The following is a 21,414-nucleotide window of genomic DNA, read 5'->3' on the forward strand; positions in this document are numbered from 1 at the left end:
CGCCGTGGGCACGCATCCCGTCCCGGGCCTGCCCGGCGGCGTCACGGTGGCCGAGCTCGAGCGGCTCTGCATCACCTTCGCCACCGAGGCGGCGCGCTTCATCCGTGACGAGCGGCCACCGCGGATGGGGGTCTCCGCCACCAAGTCGAGCGAGACCGACGTCGTCACGGTCATGGACCGTCGCTCGGAGGAGCTGCTGCACGCCCTGATCCAGCGCTCCCGACCGGACGACGGCATCCTCGGCGAGGAGGGCGCCGACGTCGCCGGCACGTCGGGGCTGACGTGGGTCCTCGACCCCGTCGACGGCACCGTCAACTACCTCTACGAGATCCCCGCGTATGCCGTCTCGGTCGCCGTCGTCGTCGGCGACCCTCATGGGCAGGCCGGGTGGACTCCGGTGGCCGGGGCGGTCGCCGACCCCTCGCTGCGCCTCGTCCACCACGCAGGCCGGGGCACCGGCGCCTGGACCAGCCAGGAGGACGCGACGAGCGACCGGACCCCGGTGCGGCTGTCGGTGTCGGGGGAGGAGCGGCTGGCGCGCGCGCTGCTCGCCACCGGTTTCGGCTACTCCGCAGACGTCCGGGCCCGTCAGGCCCGGGTGCTGCTGCGCGTCCTGCCACGGGTGCGCGACATCCGGCGCATCGGCAGCGCGGCCCTCGACCTCGTGCGGGTGGCCGACGGCTCCGTCGACGCGTACGCCGAGTCCGGGCTCAACGCGTGGGACCTCGCCGCCGGATGGCTCGTCGTCGAGGAGGCCGGCGGCGTCGTCGTCGGGCAGGACCTCGACGGCCCACCCGGCAAGGCGCTCACCGTCGCGGCCGGCCCGGGCCTGGTGGGGGAGGTGCACGCCCTCTTCACGACGGCCGACGAGCCCGACCAGGACCGCGACCACGCTCCCGACCCGGACTGACCCGCCTTCGGGCACACGAGGAGCGCCCCACCTGGCCGTGCTGGGTGGGGCGCTCCTCGTGGTCGGGTGCCGGCGGCATACGGCCTCGGCGACGGCTCAGGCAGCCTCGAAGCGTGCCAGCTCGGGCACGCGGACGCCGTTCTCGGCCGCCAGCCGGGCGTAGGACTCCAGCTCACCGGTGCAGACCTGCACGCGGTAGTCGTCACCGGCCCGCTTGGCCTCGGCGAGGTCGCCCAGTGTGTCGTTGACACGCTTCCTGATCTGGTCGACGAACTCGGTCATGGTGCACCTCCGCGTCTGGGGTTGTCGTTCGGTCGGGTTCGCAGACCCTACCGTGCCGTGGGACCCCCACTGTGCACCCCCGTCGGTCGGTGGAAGGCAAAGCGGCGGTGTTCGGTTGGTCCGGAAAGGGTAGGTGTGGTGCGCCGTGGGACGGGCTGTCCCGCCCCTCGGAGACCGCAAGATGACAACGGCCGGTCGATCGGGCACCATACGCGCACGCGGACATGTTCCGGACCCCTCGAGAACGCCTTCCGCCGCGCCGGTCCACCCGGGAAATCCCTTGGGAACAAGCGCGGGTCCACGAGCGTTCTCCGCGTCACAGGCCGCAGGCGCATCACGAGTAGAAGCGAGAAATCCAGATGGCAACCGATTACGACGCGCCACGCAAGACCGACGACGACCTGAGCGAAGACTCGATCGAGGAGCTCAAGTCCCGTCGGGTCGACAAGACGTCGTCGAGCGTGGATGTCGACGAGACCGAGCAGGCCGAGGGCTTCGAGCTCCCGGGCGCTGACCTCTCCGGTGAGGAGCTGTCGGTCCGGGTGCTGCCCAAGCAGGCCGACGAGTTCACGTGTGGACGGTGTTTCCTCGTCCACCACCGCAGCCAGCTCGCCAAGGAGAGCAACGGCGTGATGATCTGCACGGAGTGCGCCGCCTGATCGCACTCCGGTCGCGCCGGCGGCAGGTTCAGGAGCAAGTAGGGTCGGTCCTCGTGACCGACCCTTGTGCTGTCCCGGTCCGCCGGCTCGACCCGGACCTGCCGCTGCCGTCCTACGCGCACCCGGGAGACGCCGGCGCCGACCTGTGCGCGCGCGTCGACGTGACTATCCAGCCCGGCGAGCGGGTGCTGGTGCCGACGGGCGTCGCGCTGGCGCTACCGCCCGGGCACGCCGGCTTCGTCCACCCGCGCTCGGGGCTCGCGGCCCGCCACGGGATCTCCATCGTCAACGCCCCGGGGACCGTCGACGAGGGCTACCGCGGCGAGCTGCTCGTCAACCTGGTCAACCTCGACCCGCGGGAGCCCTTCACCGTGCGGCGCGGCGACCGCATCGCCCAGCTCGTGGTGCAGCGAGTCGAGCGGGTCCGCTTTCTCGACGTGGATTCGCTCGACGAGACGAGTCGGGGTGACACTGGACATGGGTCGACCGGAGGTTTCGGTCCGGGGGACGCCGCCTCGCCGACACCGGGCTAGTCGCCCGGCACGGCCACATCATCGGATACGGTTCGCCGGGCGCTGCGTCAGCGCCACGACGGCCACTGACGGACACGGACGGGCAGCGCGCCCGCCGGGTTGCAGGACTTCAAAGGACGGATTGACGTGGGACTCTTCAGCCGGGGCAAGTCGAAGGACCGCCCGGACACCAGTGCCGTGGACGCCGAGCGCGCGGACGACCTCGCCGGCGACGTCGACCTCGAGGACGAGCGCGAGCCCGATGACGCGGTGGTCGGCGAGCCCGATGCACAGGGCAACGTGCCGGGCGACGGCACCGCGGGGCCGCTCGACCGTTCGCAGGTCCCCGACGACAGCGACTACCTCAACCTCGGAGCCATCTGGCTGCGCGGCCAGCAGGGCATGGAGCTGCGGCTCGAGGTCAACGAGCAGGAGCAGCAGATCACCGGCGTGACGGCCGTCCTCGGCGAGTCCGCCGTGCAGCTGCAGGCGTTCGCGGCGCCCCGCACCGAGGGTGTCTGGGTCGACATCCGCAACGAGATCGCGGCGAGCATCGTCGACGCCGGCGGCACCGCCGAGGTCATGACCGGCGAGTTCGGCGAGGAGCTGCTGACGCGGATGCCGCAGGCCGGTCCCGACGGACGCACCGTCTTCATGCCGGCCCGCTTCGTCGGCATCGACGGGCCGCGGTGGTTCCTGCGCGCGGTCGTGTCGGGCCGGGCTGCCATCGAGCCCACTGCGGCCGAGGCGGTGCACGAGGTGATCCGCACGACCGTGATCGACCGTGGCGACGAGGCCATGCCGCCGCGAGAGCTGCTGCCGCTTCGACTGCCCGACGCCGAGGGCGCCGAGCAGGCCGAGGGCCCGGCAGCGCCGCAGGGCGGCCCGCGCGACGCCGACGACCTCCAGCCCTTCGAGCGCGGTCCCGAGATCACCGAGGTGCGGTGATGGACGGCCGGTGTGCGGCTCGCTGCGCCGCACCCATCCCGGCGGGGATGCGCCCGTGAGCGCGGGCCAGCCCGGCGCGCTGCGCCGGCTGACCGAGCGGCTGACCCGCTCCTCGCACGAGCTGGAGGCCGCCGAGCTGCGGCGCGAGTCCTCCGACCTGCTCGGCGTGGTGCACATCGGCGAGGCCCGGCTGCGCACCAAGGTCACCATCTGCGGCGAGGTGCGCTCGGTGACGCTGCGCCCTCGCGAAGAGACTCCGGCCCTCGACGTCGAGGTGTGGGACGGCACCGAGTCGCTGCATTTGGTGTGGCTCGGCCGTCGCCGCATCGCCGGCATCGTGCCCGGCATCAAGGTGCGCGCCACCGGCCGCATCACCACGCGCCGCAAGCTGCGGGTGATGTTCAACCCGGCCTACGAGATCGTCGGCCGGGCGGGGCAGGCGCATGGCTGAGACGCCACGCGAGGACGCCGTCCCCGGCACCTCCGAGGTCGAGCCTGGCGCCGACGCGGTGGCGCGCTCCGAGGCGGACCTGCGCCGCTACGTCTACGTCGAGGAGCTGCTCCGCGACAAGCTCTCCGAGGCCCTCGGCGGATGGCGCGGCGCCGTGGAGTCGGCGGTCCCGACCCTGGCGTTCGCACTGGTGTGGGCCCGCACCGAGAACCTCCGCACCGCTCTCGTCGTCGCGGGCGCGTGCGTCGCCCTGCTGCTGGTCGTCCGTCTCGTGCAGCGCCAGGACGCGCGCTTCGTCGCGTATGCCGCTGCCGGCGTGGGCATCTCGGCGTTCTTCGCGCTCCGGTCGGGTCGCGCCGAGGACGCCTTCCTCCCCGGGATGCTCCAGAACGCCGGCCTGCTCGTGCTCCTGCTCGTGACGAACCTGACGCGGTGGCCGCTCTTCGGCTTCGTCGTCGGGGTCGCCGAGCCCGAGGCCTTCGCCGAGAACCCGACCTGGTGGCGTCGCCACTCCGGCATCGTCAGGGTCGCGGCCCGGCTGGCGTGGGTGCTCATCGCGCTCAACGTGGTGCGCCTGGCGATCATGGTGCCGCTCTACCTCGCCGAGCAGGTCGCTGCCCTCGGCATCGCCAAGGTCGTGCTCGGCTGGCCCGCCTACCTCGTCGCGATCACGGCGATGGGAGCCATCCTGCTGCGCGGCCGGACGCCGATCGACCCGAGCCGCGTCTCCTGACGCATCGCCTGGCGCTCAAGCACGGGGCCGAGTCGGCCGGTCAGCCTTCGGGCTCAGCCCTCGGCCGCCAGCCGGTGGCGCTCCGCGGGAGCCACGAGCTCCTGGAGCCGGTCCTCCTGCTCGGTCGTGGTGATGAAGAGCAGCTCGTCGCCGGCCTCGATCGCGTCGTCGCTCGTCGGGGCCAGCGGGCGCTCCTCCCGGATGATGGCCACGAGCACCGTGTCGGTCGGCCACTCGACGTCGCCCACCCGGCGCCCCGCGAAAGGGCTGCCGTCGGGGAGGGTGATCTCGACCATCGAGGCACGCCCCTGCTGGAACTCGAAGATCCGCACGAGGTCGCCGATGCTCACGGCTTCCTCGATGAGGGCCGTCATCAGGCGCGGCGTGGACACGGCGACGTCGACGCCCCAGGACTCGTCGAACATCCACTCGTTCTTGGGGTTGTTGACCCGGGCCACGGTGCGCGGCACCCCGAACTCGGTCTTGGCCAGGAGCGACAGCACGAGATTGGCCTTGTCGTCGCCGGTGGCGGCGACGCAGACGTCGGACTCCTCCAGGCGGGCCTCCTCGAGGGCCGCCAGCTCGCAGGCATCGGCCAGCAGCCACGAGGCCTCGGGGACCCGGGAGGCCTGGACGTCGTCGGCGTCCTTGTCGATGAGCAGCACCTGGTGGCCGTTGGCCAGCAGCTCGCGGGCGATGGACCGGCCGACGCTTCCGGCTCCGGCGATGACGACGCGCATGGGGGTTCTCTCCTGGGTGCCGGTCAGTGGGGGGCCGGGGCCTGGTCGCAGACGCTCTCGACCCGGGCGAGGTCGTCGCGCGGGACGGCCAGGTGCACGAGGTCACCCTGCTGCACGACCATGTCGGGACGCGGCAGCATGCCCTCACCGAGACGGGTGACGTAGGCGACGCGGGCGCCGGTCTGCTCCTCGAGGTCCGTGAGGTGCCGGCCCACCCACGGCTCGGCGAGCGGCACCTCGGCGATGACGATCTTGCCGCTCGGGTCGGTGAGCTCCGGCACGGCGCCCTGGGGCAGCAGCCGCTGGATCATCTGGTCGGCCGTCCAGCGCACGGTCGCGACCGTGGGGATGCCGAGCCGCTGGTAGACCATGGCCCGCTGCGGGTCATAGATGCGCGCGGCCACGTGCTCGACACCGAAGGTCTCCCGCGCGACACGAGCGGCGAGGATGTTGGAGTTGTCGCCGCTGCTCACGGCGGCGAACGCGTAGGCCTCGCGGATGCCGGCGGCGACGAGCGTGTCGCGGTCGAAGCCGATGCCGGTCACCGTCTGGCCCTCGAAGGAGGTGCCGAGACGACGGAACGACGAGGCGTCCGAGTCGATGATCGCGACGTCGTGACCGGCCCGGCCGAGGGTGCGCGCGAGGGTCGAGCCGACGCGGCCGCAGCCCATGATGACGAAGTGCACGGACGCGACGGTACACCGTGGGGACCGAGCCCACCGTCCGGCTCGCGACGCGCGGGGAAGGGCGCACACGGCATACGTCCTCGGTGGCCGCAGGCGGCTGTCGGGGCACCTCCGCGATCCGTCATACTCTGTCGTCGTGCCCGGTACCGGTTCGCTGTTCAAGCGCCTCCTCGTCGGTCGCGCGATGCGGAGCGACAAGCTGGGGGAGACCCTCCTGCCCAAGCGACTCGCGCTGCCGATCTTCGCCAGCGACGCCCTGTCGTCCGTGGCGTACGCGCCCGACGAGATCCTGCTCATGCTCGGTCTCGCCGGTGGCGCCTTCGTCACGACGCACAGCTGGCAGATCACCGTCGCCGTCGTCCTCGTCATGGTCGTGGTCGTCGCCTCCTACCGGCAGAACGTCCACGCCTACCCCTCGGGCGGCGGCGACTACGAGGTGGCCACGGAGAACCTCGGACCGAAGGCGGGACTGACCGTCGCGAGCGCCCTGCTCGTCGACTACGTCCTCACCGTGGCCGTGTCGATCTCCTCCGGCGTGCAGAACGCTGCCACCGTCCTGGGTTTCGTCCGCGGCCACGAGGTCATCGTGGCCGTGGCGCTCATCGTGTTCCTCACGGCGATGAACCTGCGCGGCGTGCGCGAGTCGGGCAAGGCGTTCGCCGTCCCGGTCTACGCGTTCATGCTGGCCATCATCGGCATGGGCATCTACGGCTTCATCCAGCACTTCACGGGATCGTTGACCCCCGCCGAGAGCGCCCCGCTCACCCTCGTGCCGCAGGAGGGGCAGGGCGTGACCGGGATCGCCGCGGCGTTCCTGCTGCTGCGCGCCTTCTCGTCGGGCTGCGCGGCACTGACCGGGGTCGAGGCCATCTCCAACGGGGTGCCCGCCTTCAAGAAGCCCAAGAGTGACAACGCGGCGGCCACGCTGCTGCTCATGGGCACCATCTCGGTCTGCATGCTCGGGTCGATCATCGCCCTCAGCCAGTGGACCGGCATCAAGATCGCGAACGACCCTGCCACGCAGCTGCTGCGCAACGGGCAGCCTGTCGGCGACGGCTACGTGCAGCAGACGGCCATCGGCCAGCTCTCGACCGCCGTGTTCGCCCACTTCCCGGCCGGCATCGTCTTCGTCTCGATCGTCACCGGCCTGATCCTCGTCCTCGCCGCCAACACCGCCTTCAACGGGTTCCCGGTGCTCGGCTCGATCCTCGCTCGCGACGGCTACCTTCCGCGACAGCTGCACACGCGCGGCGACCGGCTCGCCTTCAGCAACGGCATCCTCATCCTGTCCGGCGCCGCGATCGTCCTCGTCATCGTCTTCAAGGCCGAGGTCACGGCGCTGATCCAGCTCTACATCGTCGGGGTGTTCGTCTCGTTCACGACCTCGCAGATCGGGATGGTGCGGCACTGGACCCGCCACCTGCGGCTCGAGCGTGACAGCAAGGAGCGGGCCCGCATGCAGCGCTCCCGCATCATCAACGGCGTCGGTGCAGCGATGTCGGCGATCGTCCTGATCGTCGTGCTGCTGACCAAGTTCCAGGCCGGCGCCAAGTACGCCATCCTCGCGATGATCGTGCTCTTCGTGCTGATGCTCGGCATCAAGAAGCACTACGCCCGCGTCCGCGACGAGCTCGAGATCGACTGGAGCATCGAGCGGCCGATGCTGCCGAGCCACGTGCACGCGATCGTCTGCATCTCCAAGGTGCACAAGCCGACGATGCGAGCCCTCGCCTACGCGCGGGCGAGCCGGCCGTCGTACCTCGAGGCGGTCACCGTCGACGTCGACCCGGACGAGACGCAGGCGCTGCTCGACGAGTGGGACAAGCGCGACATCCCCGTGCCGCTCAAGGTCCTCGCGTCGCCCTACCGCCAGATCACCAAGCCGATCCTCGACTACGTCCGCTCCATCCGCAGCGGCAACCCGCGCGACATCGTGACGGTCTACCTGCCCGAGTACGTCCTCGGGAAGTGGTGGGAGCAGGTGCTGCACAACCAGAGCGCCCTGCGCCTGAAGGCCCGGCTGCTCTTCACCCCCGGCGTCATGGTCGTCAGCGTGCCCTGGCAGCTGCAGTCCTCCGAAGGTGCCGAGCGCGGCTGGATCGACGAGCCGCCGATCAGCGGCTCGGTGCGCGGGGGAGCGCTGTGAGCGGTCGCCGTACGCGTGAGCGGGCCGAACGCGGGCCCTCGCTGGTCGGGGAGCGCTGGACGCTCGACGTCGGCCCCGTGGCCCACGGTGGCCACTGCGTGGCCCGTCACGAGGGGCAGGTCGTCTTCGTGCGCCACACCCTTCCCGGTGAGCGCGTCGTGGCCCTCGTCACCGAGGGAAGGGTCGGCGACAGCTTCGTGCGCGCCGACGCCGTCGAAGTCCTCAAGGCCGCTGCAGGACGCGTCGAGGCGCCGTGCCCGTATGCCGGACCGGGCCTGTGCGGCGGCTGCGACTTCCAGCACGCCTCCCTCGACACCCAGCGGGCGCTGAAGGCCGCCGTCGTCCGCGAGCAGTTCGCCCGCGTCGCAGGGCTCGACGTCGACGTGGTCGTGCGCGCGGTGCCGGGCGACGAGGAGGGGCTGCGCTGGCGCACCCGCGTCGAGTTCGCCGTTGACCCGGCCGGCCGCGCCGGCCTGCGGCGGCACCGCTCCCGCGACGTGCTGCCGGTCGACACCTGCCTGATCGCGACCGAGGGTGTCCTCGACTCCGGCGTGCTCGACACCGAGTGGCCCGACGTGGAGGCGGTGGACGTCATCGACGCCGCCCACCCCGACGAGCCGGTGCTCGTGCCGCTGCCCGCCCCCGAGGGGTCCGACGGCAGCGGCGGCCTGGTCGGCGAGCTCGTGCGGTCCGGTGACTGGCAGGGCGAGTACGTCGTCGCCGCACGCGGCTTCTGGCAGGTGCACCCGGGCGCCGCCTCGACGTTCCTCTCCCGGGTGGAGGCGCTGCTGGGCGCCGCGCCCGGCGACAAGGTCGTGGACCTGTATGCCGGCTCCGGCCTGTTCACGATGCGGCTCGGCGAGCTCGTGGCGCCCGACGGCTTCGTCCTCGGCGTGGAGGGGGACCGCGGCGCGGTCGAGAACGGCGGCCGCAACACCGAGCACCTCGACAACGTCGAGTGGCGCGCCAACCGGGTGGACCGCGAGCTGCGCTCGCTCGTCGGACAGGGCGTGACCGCCGACCTTGCCGTCCTCGACCCGCCTCGCACCGGAGCGGGCAAGGACGTCATGGCGCAGCTCGCCTCGATGGGGCCGCGCCGGGTGGTCTACGTCGCGTGCGACCCCTCCGCCCTGGCTCGCGACGTCAAGGCGGCGGGGGAGCACGGCTACTCGCTCGTGTCGCTCGAGGCGTGGGATGCTTTCCCGATGACCCACCACGTCGAGTGCATCGCGGTGCTCGAGCCGACCGACCGGGACTGACCGCCCGCCCGGGTTCGGGCGGGTCCATGGGGCGGTGCCGGGCACGCATACGGCACGGGGGACGATGGAGCTCATGTCGTTCAGCTATCCCGTGGCCGTCAAGTTCTCCGAGATCGACCTGGCGGGTGTCGTCTTCAACTCGCACTACCTCACCTGGTGCGAGGACGCGAAGATGGCCTTCCTCGACGACGTCGGCTACGGGCCCTACTGGTTCAGCGAGCACGGCCGCCTCGCGCTGGTGCGGCACGCGGAGATCGACTGGACGGCGAGCCTCAAGCCTCTGGATCACGCCGACATCAAGGTGGTCGTCGACCGCGTCGGCACCTCGTCGTTCACTCTGCGCCACGAGATCTGGCGCAGGGGAGAGGTGCCCCTTCTCACGGCGACGTGCGTCATCACCTACGTCTGGTTCGACAGCGGTGCCGGCGCCAAGGCGGACCTCGACCCGGGCTTCCGCGAGGCGCTCGAGTCCTCTGGCGTCGACCAGGCGGTCAGTCCCTCGCCCTGAGGGCGGGCGAGACGGGGCGCGACAGGGGTGCGGGAGCGGTGAAGGATTGGCGGGTAGGGGTGCACTGACAAGAACCGGCCCGTGTGGTTAGATATCTTGACGTCAAGATAAATGACGCAGCGTGACACCAGAGTCGCTGGAAGGAGCCCGTCGTGGGCAGTGTTGACAGCTTCAAGGCCAAGGGAACCCTCGAGGTGGGTGACCAGTCCTACGAGATCTACCGGCTGGCCGGGGTCGAGGGTCACGAGACCCTCCCGTACAGCCTGAAGGTCCTCCTCGAGAACCTCCTGCGCACCGAGGACGGCGCGAACATCACCGCCGACCACATCCGCGCGATCGGCTCCTGGGACGAGAACGCCGAGCCCTCCACGGAGATCCAGTTCACGCCCGGCCGCGTGATCATGCAGGACTTCACCGGCGTGCCGTGCGTCGTCGACCTCGCCACGATGCGCGAGGCAGTCGCCGACCTCGGCGGCGACCCGGCCCGGATCAACCCGCTCGCGCCGGCCGAGCTCGTCATCGACCACTCCGTCATCATCGACGTCTTCGGCCGCTCCGACGCCTTCGAGCGCAACGTCGAGATCGAGTACCAGCGCAACAAGGAGCGCTACCAGTTCCTGCGCTGGGGCCAGAGCGCCTTCGACGACTTCAAGGTCGTCCCCCCGGGCACCGGCATCGTCCACCAGGTCAACATCGAGCACCTGGCCCGCACGGTCATGGTCCGCGACATCGACGGCGAGCGCGTCGCCTACCCCGACACCTGCGTCGGCACCGACTCGCACACGACGATGGTCAACGGCCTCGGCGTCCTCGGCTGGGGCGTCGGCGGCATCGAGGCCGAGGCGGCCATGCTCGGTCAGCCCGTCTCGATGCTCATCCCGCGCGTCGTCGGCTTCAAGCTGAGCGGCGCCATCCCGACCGCCGCGACCGCCACGGACGTCGTCCTCACGATCACCGAGATGCTGCGCAAGCACGGCGTCGTCGGCAAGTTCGTCGAGTTCTACGGCGAGGGCGTCTCGCAGGTGCCGCTGGCCAACCGCGCCACCATCGGCAACATGAGCCCCGAGTTCGGCTCCACCTGCGCCATCTTCCCGATCGACGACGTCACCCTCGACTACCTGCGCCTCACCGGCCGCTCCGACGAGCAGGTGGCGCTCGTCGAGGCGTACGCCAAGGAGCAGGGCATGTGGCTCACGGCCGGCGCCGACCAGCCGGAGGCCCGCTACAGCGAGTACCTCGAGCTCGACCTCTCGACGGTCGTGCCCTCCATCGCCGGCCCGAAGCGTCCCCAGGACCGCATCGCGCTGAGCGACGCCAAGGAGGCCTTCCGCAAGGTCCTGCCCACCTACGTCTCGCACGAGGAGGGCGACCCGGGCGACGCGCGCTCCTTCCCGGCGAGCGACCCCGGCCTCGACGACGGCGGCGACAAGCCCGCTGACGGCGCCACCGACGGCCGCCCGAGCAAGAAGGTCAGCGTCACCGACGCCGAGGGCCGCGAGTTCGAGATCGACCACGGCATCGTCTCGATCGCCTCGATCACCAGCTGCACCAACACGTCCAACCCCTCGGTGATGATGGCGGCCGCGATGCTCGCCAAGAACGCCGTCGAGAAGGGCCTGTCGGTCGCACCCTGGGTCAAGACGTCGATGGCGCCCGGCTCGAAGGTCGTCACCGGCTACTACGACAAGGCCGGCATGTGGCCCTACCTGGAGAAGCTGGGCTTCCACCTCGTCGGCTACGGCTGCACGACGTGCATCGGCAACTCCGGCCCGCTCAACGACGAGATCTCCAAGGCGATCAACGACAACGACCTCGCGGTCACGTCGGTCCTCTCGGGCAACCGCAACTTCGAGGGGCGCATCAACCCCGACGTGAAGATGAACTACCTCGCGAGCCCGCCCCTCGTCATCGCCTACGCGCTGGCCGGCACGATGGACTTCGACTTCGACTCGCAGCCGCTCGGCCAGGACCCCGAGGGCAACGACGTCTTCCTGAAGGACATCTGGCCCGCTCCGGCCGACGTCGAGCGCACCATCGCCGACTCGATCAGCCAGGAGATGTTCACCGAGGACTACGCCGACGTCTTCGCCGGTGACGAGCGCTGGCAGTCGCTCCCGACCCCCGAGGGCGACACGTTCGCCTGGGACGCCGAGTCGACCTACGTGCGCAAGCCGCCGTACTTCGACGGCATGTCGATGGACACGACCCCGGTCGCCGACATCGAGGGCGCCCGGGTGCTGGCCAAGCTGGGCGACTCGGTCACGACCGACCACATCAGCCCGGCCGGTGCCATCAAGAACGACAGCCCCGCCGGCAAGTACCTCGCCGAGCACGGCATCGAGCGCAAGGACTTCAACTCCTACGGCTCGCGTCGCGGCAACCACGAGGTGATGATCCGCGGCACTTTCGCCAACATCCGCCTGAAGAACCTGCTCCTCGACGGCGTCGAGGGCGGCTTCACGCGCGACTTCACCAAGGGCGGCGAGCAGACGACGATCTACGACGCCGCTCAGAGCTACGCCGAGGCCGGCACCCCGCTCGTGATCCTCTCGGGCAAGGAGTACGGCTCGGGCAGCTCGCGCGACTGGGCCGCCAAGGGCACGAGCCTGCTGGGCGTCAAGGCCGTCATCGCCGAGAGCTACGAGCGGATCCACCGCTCCAACCTCATCGGCATGGGCGTCATGCCGCTGCAGTACCCGGCCGGCCAGAACGCCGACTCTCTCGGCCTCGACGGCACCGAGACCTTCTCGATCACCGGCATCACCGCCCTCAACGAGGGCACGACGCCGAAGACCGTCAAGGTCGTCGCCACCAAGGAGTCGGGCGAGACGGTCGAGTTCGACGCCGTCGTGCGCATCGACACCCCCGGCGAGGCCGACTACTACCGCAACGGCGGCATCCTCCAGTACGTCCTGCGCTCGCTCGTGAGCGCCTGACCGGAGCCGCACGCCACGACGGGCCCCGTATGCCACATCGCGCGGTGTGCGGGGCCCACTCGTTTCGCCCGGGACCCCGCCCGACGGCATACGTCGGCAGGTGGCATGCTGCTCGCGTGAGTGAGCGACACGCGTCCTTGAGCCTGTGGGAGAACGCTTTCGACTGGACCGGGGTGCCCGACGTCAGCTACGCCGACCCCCACGTCGATGGCGCTCCGGAGGTGACCTACCGCGCGCGCTCGTGGGAGTCGCCCGTGGTCGAGCTCGACTGGGGCGCAACCGAGCTCATTCCCTCGTGGAACGCGCTGACCCCGCCCGGGACGTGGTTGACGGTCGAGGGACGCGTCGCCGGTGAGCGCGGCTGGTCACCGTGGTTCACCTTCGCGCGCTGGGCCGAGGACGACGTCGCGGGGGAGTCCCCGGTCGTCCGTTCGTCGGTGCCTGGCCAGGCGTTCGAGGTGGGGCGCGTCGCGTCCGACACCTGGCTCGCCGCGGCTGGGCACGAGTTCGACCGGTGGCAGCTGCGCGTGACCGCCCTGACGGGAGCGGGCGACGAGCGGCCTTGGCCCGAGGTCTCGCTCGTGTCGGCGGTAGCCAGCCGCATGCGCATCGAGCCCGGCGAGCCGACCAGCAGCCCGGGTGTCGGACGTGGACACGAGGTGGCGGTGCCGGCCTACTCACAGCGCCTGCACGTCGACTCCTTCCCGCACTGGGACAGCGGCGGTCAGTCGTGGTGCTCGCCGACGTCGACCACGATGGTCCTGGCCCACTGGGGGCTGGCCCCGGCGGCCACGGAGTCGGCGTGGGTCGGGCACGACACCGACCCACAGGTCGTCCACGGCGTGCGCCGGGTCTTCGACCGTGCGTACGGGGGTGCCGGCAACTGGTCGTTCAACACGGCCTACGCCGGCGCGCGCGGGCTGCGTGCCTACGTCACCCGGCTCCGGGACCTCACCGAGGCCGAGGCCTTCGTCGCGGCGGGCGTGCCGCTCGTGGTGTCCGTGACGTTCGACGAGGACGAGCTCGACGGCGCCGGCTACTCCACGAAGGGGCACCTGCTCACGGTGGTCGGGTTCACTGCCGAGGGAGACGTCGTCTCCAACGACCCGAACTCGCACCGGCTGGCGAGCAACGACGAGGTGCGCACCGTCTACCGCCGGGACCAGTTCGAGAAGGTGTGGCTCGGCACCGACGGCGGCCTGGCGTACGTCATGCACCCGCGCGAGGTGGTCCTCCCGCAGCCTCCGGCGGAGGCCAACTGGGCGTGATCGCGGCACGCACGGTCAAGGGCGCGTAAATTTCCTGCGCCAGAGGCCCGCATCGCGAGAATTTTGCACGTCAACCGCCCCACGGTGAGGCGCCGCGGTGTTGACTGACCGCGCCCAGCCCCGTCCGGAAGGTGTGCCCATGTCGCTCCAGTCCTCCTCCGCCGGCTCCCCGAGCCGACGCGTCGTCCTCGGCTCCGCCGCCGGAGCCACCCTGCTCGGCATCGCCGGCGCCCGAGCAGCGGGCGCTGCGCCCGCCGTCGCGGCGCCGTCCGCAGCCCCCGTGTCCTCGCCGCACTACGACACCGGCGACCGCCACATCTCCTACCGCGAGTGGAGCGGCCGCGAGCTGCACGTCGGCCGCTTCACCAGCACGCGCGACTACGTCGACCCCTTCGACCCGACCGCGACCTCCCGGTCCTACGACGTCGCGACCTGGGTCTCTCCCGTCGTGCGCCCCGGCTTCGGCCTGACCGAGCTCGTCTCGTCGTGGAACGCCGACACCCCGGGCAGGTCCTGGGTCGAGGTGTCGGTCCGCGGGTGGAGCCAGGGAGCCGCCACCAAGGAGTACGTCCTGGGCCGCTGGTGCCGCTACGACCCCGACCAGGGCGGCGGCATCCACCGCACGTCCGTCAACGGCCAGGGCGACACGGTGGCCACCGTCTACACCGACACGCTCGCCACCCGCTCGGGGCACACCCTCGACGCGTGGCAGCTCGTCGTCCGCCTGATGCGGCCCGCCGGCACCCACGACACCCCGCGGCTGCGCTCGGTCGGCGCGATGGCCTCGGACCTGCCGGACGACCCGCGCGTGCCCCGCAGCCCCAACGGTCGCGCCCGCGGCCGGGTCCTCGACGTGCCGACCTTCTCGCAGGAGAAGCACATCGGCCACTTCCCGCAGTGGGACAACGGGGGAGAGGCCTGGTGCTCGCCGACCTCGACCGCGATGGTCCTCGCGTACTGGGGCGCCGGCCCCCGCCGTGACGAGACGGCCTGGGTGACGCAGGCCATCCCCGACGAGACGGACCCGCAGGTCGACTTCGCCGCGCGCAACGTCTACGACTACACCTACGACGGCGCGGGCAACTGGCCCTTCAACCCCGCCTACGCCGCGACACGACCGGGGATGCGCGGGTTCGTCACGCGCCTGCGGTCCCTCACCGAGGCGGAGGAGTTCATCGCTGCCGGCATCCCGCTCGTCACCTCGGTCTCGTTCAAGAAGGGCGAGCTCGACGGCGCCGGCTACGGCACGAACGGTCACCTCATGGTCATCGTCGGCTTCACCCGCGAGGGGAACGTCGTCTGCAACGACCCCGCCTCGCACCTGCTCCGCGACAACGCCCAGGTGCGCGTGGTCTACGACCGGGAGCAGTTCGAGAACGTGTGGGTGCCGCACAGCGGCGGCATCGTCTACGTGATCCACCCCGAGCGTCACCGGCTGCCCCGGCCGCCGCGCACCGAGCCGAACTGGTGACCCTGTAGCAAAGTGCCCACTCGACTGTCGGAAAGTGCCCACTCGACGTGTTCACGTCGAGTGGGCACTTTGCGACACCCCCCCACGTCGAGCGGGCACTTTGCGACGCCCCAAACGTCGAGTGGGCAGTTTGCGACGCCGGCCACGTCGAGTGGGCACTTTGCGACGCTCAGCGGCCGAGTCCGCTCCGCGGGTCGCGGTCGGTGACGCAGTAGAGCAGGCCCGCGGGGTCGCGCAGCGTCGTCCAGCCGCCGCCGTGGTCGGCCACAACCGTCGCGCCGAGACCGACGTGCCGGTGCACCTCCGTCGGGCGGTCGTCGCAGGCGAGGTCGACGTGCCCCGTGACCGGCCCCGATGCGGCGTCCAGCCGCTGCAGCAGCAGCCGGAGCGGTATGCCGTCGGGCCGCACGAGGTGGCGCAGCTCGGGCCGGCTGACCGACCGGCGCACCGGCCAGCCCGTCAGCGCGGACCAGAAGCCGCACTCGCCGTCGTAGTCGCCGGCCGGGATGTCGAGCGCCACCTGGTCGACGATGCTCTCGTGCTGCTGGGGCCACCGCGTCGGCAGCGGGCGCTCGAGAAGCTGCTCGTGGACGAAGCAGAACGTGAAGCCGCCGGGGGAGCGCAGCACGACGTAGCCGTGCTCGGAGCGGTCCACCACCTGCGCCCCCAGGCCCTCCGCCCGCGCCGCGGACTCCGGGGCCGACGCGACGTGCAGGTCCAGGTGGACCCCCGGGTCGGTCGGGCCCTCACCGCACCCGGTGCGCTGGATCTTCAGGAACGGGTCCCCGACGGGCGGCAGGAGCGTCGTGAACTCCGCCTCGTCCCCCCGGGGCGGCGACACGGCATACCCGGTGACCGCGGCCCAGAAGCGGGTGCCCACCGCGTGGACGTCGGGCGGTAGGTCGAGGAAGGCCGTGAGCCAGCTGACCCTCGTCATGCTCCGAGCGTAGGCGAGGCAGACTGTTCGCATGCCGACTCCGCCGCGCTCCGCGCCCACCGGGCACACGCCGCCCGGCTGGCCTCCGGGCGTGCCACCGGCCCATACCCCGGGCTGGGAGGAACGGGCCGTCCTCTGGCTGCTCGACCAGTGCCCCCCGGACTACCGGGCGTATGCCGGGTGGCGGCGTCACCCGATCGCGCTCGCCTGGCTGGCCGGCCGGCACATCGACGGGCAGGTGGTCGCGATGCGCGAGGCGTGGCGCGAGGCGCGGGTGGCGATCGGGCCGCACGTGCCCGCGGAGGCGCTGACCGAGATCCTCGGCCACATCGAGGCAGAGGGCATCCGCCTGCTTGCGGCGTCGCGGTCGGCGCGCCTGCTCCACGAGGCGCTGCAGGGGAAGGTCTTCGCGCCGCGCCTGTGACGGATGTGAAAGGTGGGTGAGGCGCTCGTCACGGGCTCGTGCGCAGGGTTCGGCCCGCGCAAGGCCCGCGCCGTAGACTCGGGCGCGACCCACCGGTGACCGACGGGGGTCGACGCTCGATCGACAAGGACCGGAAGGACGGCGCCGCGTGGCTCTGCTGGAGACGATCACGAGCCCCGCTGCTCTCAAGGCGCTGCCGGCCGAGCAGCTGCCGGCCCTGGCCGAGGAGATCCGCACCTTCCTCGTGACCGAGGTCTCCAAGACGGGCGGCCACCTGGGCCCCAACCTCGGAGTGGTGGAGCTGACGATCGCCCTCCACCGCGTCTTCGACTCCCCGCTCGACACGCTGGTCTTCGACACCGGCCACCAGTCCTACGTGCACAAGCTGCTGACGGGTCGCCACGACTTCAGCAAGCTCAAGAAGCAGGGCGGTCTCTCCGGCTACCCGAGCCGTGCCGAGTCCGAGCACGACGTCGTCGAGAACTCGCACGCCTCCACCGCCCTGTCGTGGGCCGACGGCATCGCCAAGGGCCGGCGCCTCGCCGGCGAGACCGACCGCCACACGGTGGCGCTCATCGGCGACGGCGCCCTCACCGGCGGCATGGCCTGGGAGGCCATCAACAACATCGCCGTCGACAAGACCCTGCCGCTCGTCATCGTCGTCAACGACAACGAGCGCTCCTATGCCCCGACCATCGGGGGCCTCGCCGAGCACCTGGCCACCCTCCGGACCACGCGCGGCTACGAGCGCTTCCTCGACTGGGGCAAGCGCTCCCTGGCTCGGACCCCGGTCGTCGGTGGCGCGATGTTCGAGACGCTGCACGGCGTCAAGAAGGGCATCAAGGACATCGTTGCGCCGCAGGGGATGTTCGAGGACCTCGGCCTGAAGTACCTCGGCCCGGTCGACGGGCACGACGAGCAGGCCCTCGAGCGGGCGCTGCGCAACGCCAAGGACTTCGGCGGACCCGTCCTCGTGCACGTCATCACCCAGAAGGGCCGCGGCTACCAGCCGGCCATCGACGACGAGGCCGACCAGTTCCACGGCGTCGGCAAGTTCAACCCCGAGACCGGCCTGCCGTTCGAGGTGTCGGGGCGCATCTGGACCGACGAGTTCAACGAGGAGATGGTCGCGATCGGTCGCGACCGCCCCGATGTCGTCGCCCTAACCGCCGCCATGCTCATCCCCGTCGGTCTCGACGGCTTCGCCGCCGCCTACCCCGCCCGCGTCTTCGACGTGGGCATCGCCGAGCAGCACGCGGTCACCATGGCCTCCGGCCTCGCGTACGCCGGGATGCACCCGGTGGTCGCCGTCTACGCGACGTTCCTCAACCGCGCCTTCGACCAGCTGCTCATGGACTGCGCGCTGCACAAGGCCGGCGTGACCTTCATCCTCGACCGGGCCGGGATCACCGGGAGCGACGGGGCCTCGCACAACGGCATGTGGGACATGACCCTCACGTCGATCGTGCCCGGGCTGCGGCTGGCCGCGCCACGCGACGGCGAGCAGGTGCGCCGGCAGCTCCGCGAGGCCGTCGACGTCTCCGACGGCCCCACCGTCATCCGCTTCCCCAAGGGTGACGTGTCCGACCCGCTCGAGTCCGTACGCCGGATCGGTGCGGTCGACGTGCTCTTCGAGAACGCCGGTGACGACGTCGACCTGCTCGTGGTCGGCGTCGGCGCCTTCGGCGGCCTGGCCGTCGAAGCGGGGGAGAAGATCGCCGCCCACGGCCGGAGCGTCCGCGTCGTCGACCCGCGCTGGGTGCTGCCGGTCAGCGACGACGTCGTCGAGCTCGCCCGCCGCGCCAAGGCGGTCGCGGTCGTCGAGGACAACCTCGTCAGCGGAGGCGTCGGCGCGGCCGTGACGCTCGCCCTGCGCGAGGCCGGCGTCGACGCGCCCGTGCACGGCTACGGCATACCGAAGCGCTTCCTCGAGCACGCCTCACGGGGGCAGATCCTCGAGGAGCTCGGCCTGACCGCCGACCAGGTCGTGGCGGACCTCGAGCCGAAGCTCTGACGGTCACGTCGCCAGGGCGAGCCGGCGCGGCCCCCGAGATGGGTGCACAGGGCGGCTGCCTACGATCGGGGCATGCAGCTTCGCAACGCAGCAGACGTGAGCACGGCGCCCATTGCAGCCCTCGGGCTGGTCGGCGGCTATGTCGCCGCCCGCGAGACCGGCATCCGCCCCCTCGGCGGCGTCGTGCTCGGAGCGGCCGGGCTGTACGCCGGGCGCACCTGGCTGACCAAGGCGGGGGCTCCGGCCACCGCCGGTCTGGCGGCGCTCTACCTCGGTGGTTTCGGCGCCTCGCACCCGCTGGCCAAGCGGATCGGCGCCTGGCCCTCCGTCCTCACGGTCGCTGCCCTCAGCGCGGCAGCCTCGTGGGCCGTGGCCGACCGCCGGCGCTGAGGCGCGGGCTTTCCGTCACCGGGCTCTCAGCGCCGGGCCCTGATGCGCCGAGCCGGCGGATCAGGGCCTTCGCGTCGCCGACCGGCCCGAGGTGGGCCAGCTTGTCGGGGTTGACGATCGCGCGGACGCCGGCCACCTGCCCGTCCCGGATCTCCAGGGCCCAGACGGCCATGAGGTGCCCGTCGACGAGGAACGTCGCGCCGGGGTCACCGTTGACCTCGACCGGCCGGATCTCCATGTCCGGCAGCCTCCGCAGCACCCGCAGCCAGTTGGTGAGGGTGTGCGCGACCCGGCTGCGGCCGTGCTGGGAGCGCGCGAGCGAGGGTGCCTTGCCGCCGCCGTCGCCGACGAGCTCGACGTCGTGGGCCAGGAGGGACTCGAGGCCGGCGAGGTCGCCCGACCGCGCAGCGGCGAAGAAGCGGCTCGCCAGCTCGCTCTGCTGCTCGGGAGTGGTCGTGAAGCGGGGCCGGCGGTCCTCGACGTGGCGACGCGCACGGACCGCGAGCTGGCGCACGTTGCTCTCACCCTTGCCGACGATGGCCGCGACCTCGCCGTAGGAGTAGCCGAACACGTCGTGGAGCAGCAGAACCGCGCGCTGCTCGGGCGACAGGCTCTCCAGCACGACGAGCAGTGCCATGGACAGCGTGTCGGCGGTCTCGGCGTATCGTGCCGGGTCCATCTCGGCGCTGTGCCCGTCGGTGAGGATCGGCTCGGGCAGCCAGTCCCCGACGTACCGCTCGCGGCGTGCCCGCGCCGACCGCAGCTCGTCCATCGCGAGGCGCGTGGTCACGGTGGCGGTGAACGCGCGGGGTGAGGCGATCTGCTCGCCCGCCTCGAGCGAGCGGTGCACCCGCAGCAGCGCCTCCTGCACCACGTCCTCAGCCTCCGTGACGCTTCCGAGCATCCGGTAGGCGATGCCGAACGCCATCGGCCTCAGGTCGGCGAGAAGCCGCTCGCGCTCGGGAACGGCGGTCGTGGGCTGCCTCTCGTCGGTCACGCGGGGGTGCCGCTCTCGGCGCGGTCCTCGACCGCCAGCTGCCGGAAGCCCTCCCGCCAGGACGCGTGCCCGGGTGCCCAGCCCAGCTCCCGCTTCGCCTTGGCGTTGGAGGCGCCTCGTAGCTCGGTCATCATCACCGTGCCAGTCTCGCCCGCCAGCAGCCTGCCGACCAGGCGCGGCACGCGCATCGGCGGCCTGGCGCCCAGCGACTCGGCGAGGACCGGCAGCCAGGTGGCCACGTTCGCCGGCTCGTCGTCGACGACGTTGTAGACGCCCGGGGCGCCACGCTCGACAGCGGCCACCGTCGCCTCGGCCGCGTCGGCGATGTGGACGAACGACCACACGCCGGCCCCGTCCCCGACCACGGGGAACCGGCGACGGCGCACGGCCTCGGTCTGCTCGCCCCGGGGCCCGAGCGAGGTGTGCGGGCCGTAGAAGCCGCCGTATCGCAGCACGAGCCCCTGCGTCCACGACGCAGCGAGCACGCTGTCCTCGACGTGGCGGATGGCTCCCACGGTCTCCTGCATCCCGCTGGGAGGCTCGGTGCCGAAGGGGTCGTCCTCGGTCTTCACCGGGCCCCCGACGCGGTCATAGCCCGCGAAGAAGCTCTGGGCGACGAAGCGCCTCACTCCCACCGCGCGGGCAGCCGAGAGCAGGTGGTCGGTGCCCTCCGTGCGGAGGCGGTTCGTCCCGGCGAAGGCCCGGTCGAAGTGCCGCAGGTCCATCGGACCGATCGCCGTCAGCTGGTGCACGACCACCTCCGGCCGCGACGCGGCGACGGCGCGCGCCACCTGGTCGGGGTCGAGGGCGTCGGCCACGACCGGCACCGCGCCGAGCCCACGCAGGAACACCTGCTTCGACTCGCTGCGGGTCATCCCGTGCACCTCGTGCCCGGCCCGGACCAGGCGCGGCACCAGCTGCCGCCCCATCGCACCGGTCGCTCCTGCCACCAGGATCCTCATCTCAGCTCCTCATCGCGTTGTCTGCCTACGCCAACTCAGACGAGACAGCCACCGCTGCTGTGACACCCGGGCGCCGATGGTCCCGGCGACGTGGCGGGGACGCACATGAGCGTTCCGGCAATGTGGTGTTCGGGCCCACCGTGGCCGATCACGCGCTGATCTACCTTCGCCGGGAGGTTGG

General features: G+C 71.7%; 21 protein-coding genes. 15 read left to right on the forward strand and 6 right to left on the reverse strand.

Annotation, left to right across the window (positions count from 1 at the left end):
• Positions 1 to 4: 4 nt before the first annotated feature.
• Positions 5 to 910 carry an inositol monophosphatase family protein gene (locus tag AB0316_RS07860; protein ID WP_366271994.1) on the forward strand — a complete coding sequence of 302 codons (906 nt, stop codon included), beginning with the start codon at positions 5 to 7 and terminating at the stop codon, positions 908 to 910.
• A 96-nt stretch (positions 911 to 1,006) separates the two neighbouring features.
• Here AB0316_RS07860 and AB0316_RS07865 read toward each other — a convergent pair whose 3' ends face one another.
• Entirely contained in the window at positions 1,007 to 1,192 is a 186-nt protein-coding gene (locus AB0316_RS07865) for a hypothetical protein (protein ID WP_366271996.1), read from the reverse strand.
• 359 nt (positions 1,193 to 1,551) lie between these two features.
• Here AB0316_RS07865 and AB0316_RS07870 point away from each other — a divergent pair, with 359 nt between their 5' ends.
• The 5 genes from AB0316_RS07870 (at position 1,552) to AB0316_RS07890 (ending at position 4,495) form a co-directional block, all read left to right on the forward strand.
• Entirely contained in the window at positions 1,552 to 1,851 is a 300-nt protein-coding gene (locus AB0316_RS07870; protein ID WP_142186733.1) for a DUF4193 domain-containing protein, read from the forward strand.
• A gap of 53 nt (positions 1,852 to 1,904) precedes the next feature.
• Positions 1,905 to 2,384: a dUTP diphosphatase gene (gene dut, locus AB0316_RS07875; protein WP_366271999.1), complete on the forward strand. Its 480-nt coding sequence runs from the start codon at positions 1,905 to 1,907 to the stop codon at positions 2,382 to 2,384.
• 126 nt (positions 2,385 to 2,510) lie between these two features.
• Positions 2,511 to 3,311 carry a DUF3710 domain-containing protein gene (locus tag AB0316_RS07880; protein WP_366272001.1) on the forward strand — a complete coding sequence of 267 codons (801 nt, stop codon included), beginning with the start codon at positions 2,511 to 2,513 and terminating at the stop codon, positions 3,309 to 3,311.
• Between the two features lie 55 nt (positions 3,312 to 3,366).
• A complete protein-coding gene (locus AB0316_RS07885; protein ID WP_366272003.1) occupies positions 3,367 to 3,762 on the forward strand; it encodes an OB-fold nucleic acid binding domain-containing protein in 396 nt (131 codons plus the stop codon).
• Positions 3,755 to 4,495, forward strand: coding sequence for a DUF3159 domain-containing protein (locus AB0316_RS07890; protein ID WP_366272005.1), 741 nt, complete (start codon positions 3,755 to 3,757; stop codon positions 4,493 to 4,495). The genes AB0316_RS07885 and AB0316_RS07890 overlap by 8 nt, the downstream gene beginning before the upstream one ends.
• A gap of 53 nt (positions 4,496 to 4,548) precedes the next feature.
• Here AB0316_RS07890 and AB0316_RS07895 read toward each other — a convergent pair whose 3' ends face one another.
• Positions 4,549 to 5,235, reverse strand: a complete 687-nt coding sequence (locus tag AB0316_RS07895; protein ID WP_366272007.1) for a TrkA family potassium uptake protein — start codon at positions 5,233 to 5,235, stop codon at positions 4,549 to 4,551.
• A 23-nt stretch (positions 5,236 to 5,258) separates the two neighbouring features.
• Positions 5,259 to 5,921, reverse strand: a complete 663-nt coding sequence (locus AB0316_RS07900; RefSeq protein WP_366272009.1) for a TrkA family potassium uptake protein — start codon at positions 5,919 to 5,921, stop codon at positions 5,259 to 5,261.
• 184 nt (positions 5,922 to 6,105) lie between these two features.
• On the opposite strand from AB0316_RS07900, the gene AB0316_RS07905 reads away from it, so the two are divergent.
• From AB0316_RS07905 to AB0316_RS07930, 6 genes are all read left to right on the forward strand, one after another.
• Positions 6,106 to 8,067: an APC family permease gene (locus tag AB0316_RS07905; RefSeq protein ID WP_366272823.1), complete on the forward strand. Its 1,962-nt coding sequence runs from the start codon at positions 6,106 to 6,108 to the stop codon at positions 8,065 to 8,067.
• Positions 8,064 to 9,326 (forward strand): TRAM domain-containing protein, encoded by a 1,263-nt coding sequence (locus AB0316_RS07910; RefSeq protein WP_366272011.1) that lies wholly within the window; start codon positions 8,064 to 8,066, stop codon positions 9,324 to 9,326. The genes AB0316_RS07905 and AB0316_RS07910 overlap by 4 nt, the downstream gene beginning before the upstream one ends.
• A gap of 73 nt (positions 9,327 to 9,399) precedes the next feature.
• Positions 9,400 to 9,834: an acyl-CoA thioesterase gene (locus tag AB0316_RS07915; protein WP_366272013.1), complete on the forward strand. Its 435-nt coding sequence runs from the start codon at positions 9,400 to 9,402 to the stop codon at positions 9,832 to 9,834.
• A 152-nt stretch (positions 9,835 to 9,986) separates the two neighbouring features.
• The gene (acnA, locus tag AB0316_RS07920; protein ID WP_366272015.1) at positions 9,987 to 12,770 is read left to right on the forward strand and encodes an aconitate hydratase AcnA; all 2,784 of its coding nucleotides are present in this window, start codon (positions 9,987 to 9,989) and stop codon (positions 12,768 to 12,770) included.
• A gap of 116 nt (positions 12,771 to 12,886) precedes the next feature.
• Positions 12,887 to 14,038 (forward strand): peptidase C39 family protein, encoded by a 1,152-nt coding sequence (locus AB0316_RS07925; RefSeq protein ID WP_366272016.1) that lies wholly within the window; start codon positions 12,887 to 12,889, stop codon positions 14,036 to 14,038.
• A gap of 139 nt (positions 14,039 to 14,177) precedes the next feature.
• Positions 14,178 to 15,509, forward strand: coding sequence for a peptidase C39 family protein (locus AB0316_RS07930; protein WP_366272017.1), 1,332 nt, complete (start codon positions 14,178 to 14,180; stop codon positions 15,507 to 15,509).
• Positions 15,510 to 15,678: 169 nt separating this feature from the next.
• Here AB0316_RS07930 and AB0316_RS07935 read toward each other — a convergent pair whose 3' ends face one another.
• Positions 15,679 to 16,446: a VOC family protein gene (locus tag AB0316_RS07935; RefSeq protein WP_366272018.1), complete on the reverse strand. Its 768-nt coding sequence runs from the start codon at positions 16,444 to 16,446 to the stop codon at positions 15,679 to 15,681.
• A gap of 31 nt (positions 16,447 to 16,477) precedes the next feature.
• Between AB0316_RS07935 and AB0316_RS07940 the strand changes: the two genes are divergently transcribed.
• From AB0316_RS07940 to AB0316_RS07950, 3 genes are all read left to right on the forward strand, one after another.
• A complete protein-coding gene (locus AB0316_RS07940) occupies positions 16,478 to 16,870 on the forward strand; it encodes a hypothetical protein (protein ID WP_366272020.1) in 393 nt (130 codons plus the stop codon).
• Between the two features lie 148 nt (positions 16,871 to 17,018).
• A complete protein-coding gene (dxs, locus tag AB0316_RS07945) occupies positions 17,019 to 18,884 on the forward strand; it encodes a 1-deoxy-D-xylulose-5-phosphate synthase (RefSeq protein ID WP_366272021.1) in 1,866 nt (621 codons plus the stop codon).
• Between the two features lie 72 nt (positions 18,885 to 18,956).
• Positions 18,957 to 19,274: a hypothetical protein gene (locus AB0316_RS07950; RefSeq protein WP_366272023.1), complete on the forward strand. Its 318-nt coding sequence runs from the start codon at positions 18,957 to 18,959 to the stop codon at positions 19,272 to 19,274.
• Here AB0316_RS07950 and sigJ read toward each other — a convergent pair.
• A complete protein-coding gene (gene sigJ / locus AB0316_RS07955) occupies positions 19,231 to 20,271 on the reverse strand; it encodes an RNA polymerase sigma factor SigJ (RefSeq protein WP_366272024.1) in 1,041 nt (346 codons plus the stop codon). The genes AB0316_RS07950 and sigJ overlap by 44 nt on opposite strands.
• Complete coding sequence (locus AB0316_RS07960) at positions 20,268 to 21,233, reverse strand: NAD(P)-dependent oxidoreductase (RefSeq protein WP_366272026.1); 966 nt, start codon at positions 21,231 to 21,233, stop codon at positions 20,268 to 20,270. Before AB0316_RS07960 ends, sigJ begins: the two co-directional genes overlap by 4 nt.
• Positions 21,234 to 21,414 lie beyond the last annotated feature (181 nt).

It is taken from the genome of Terrabacter sp. NPDC080008, assembly GCF_040702505.1.
Classification (GTDB): Bacteria; Actinomycetota; Actinomycetes; order Actinomycetales; family Dermatophilaceae; genus Terrabacter.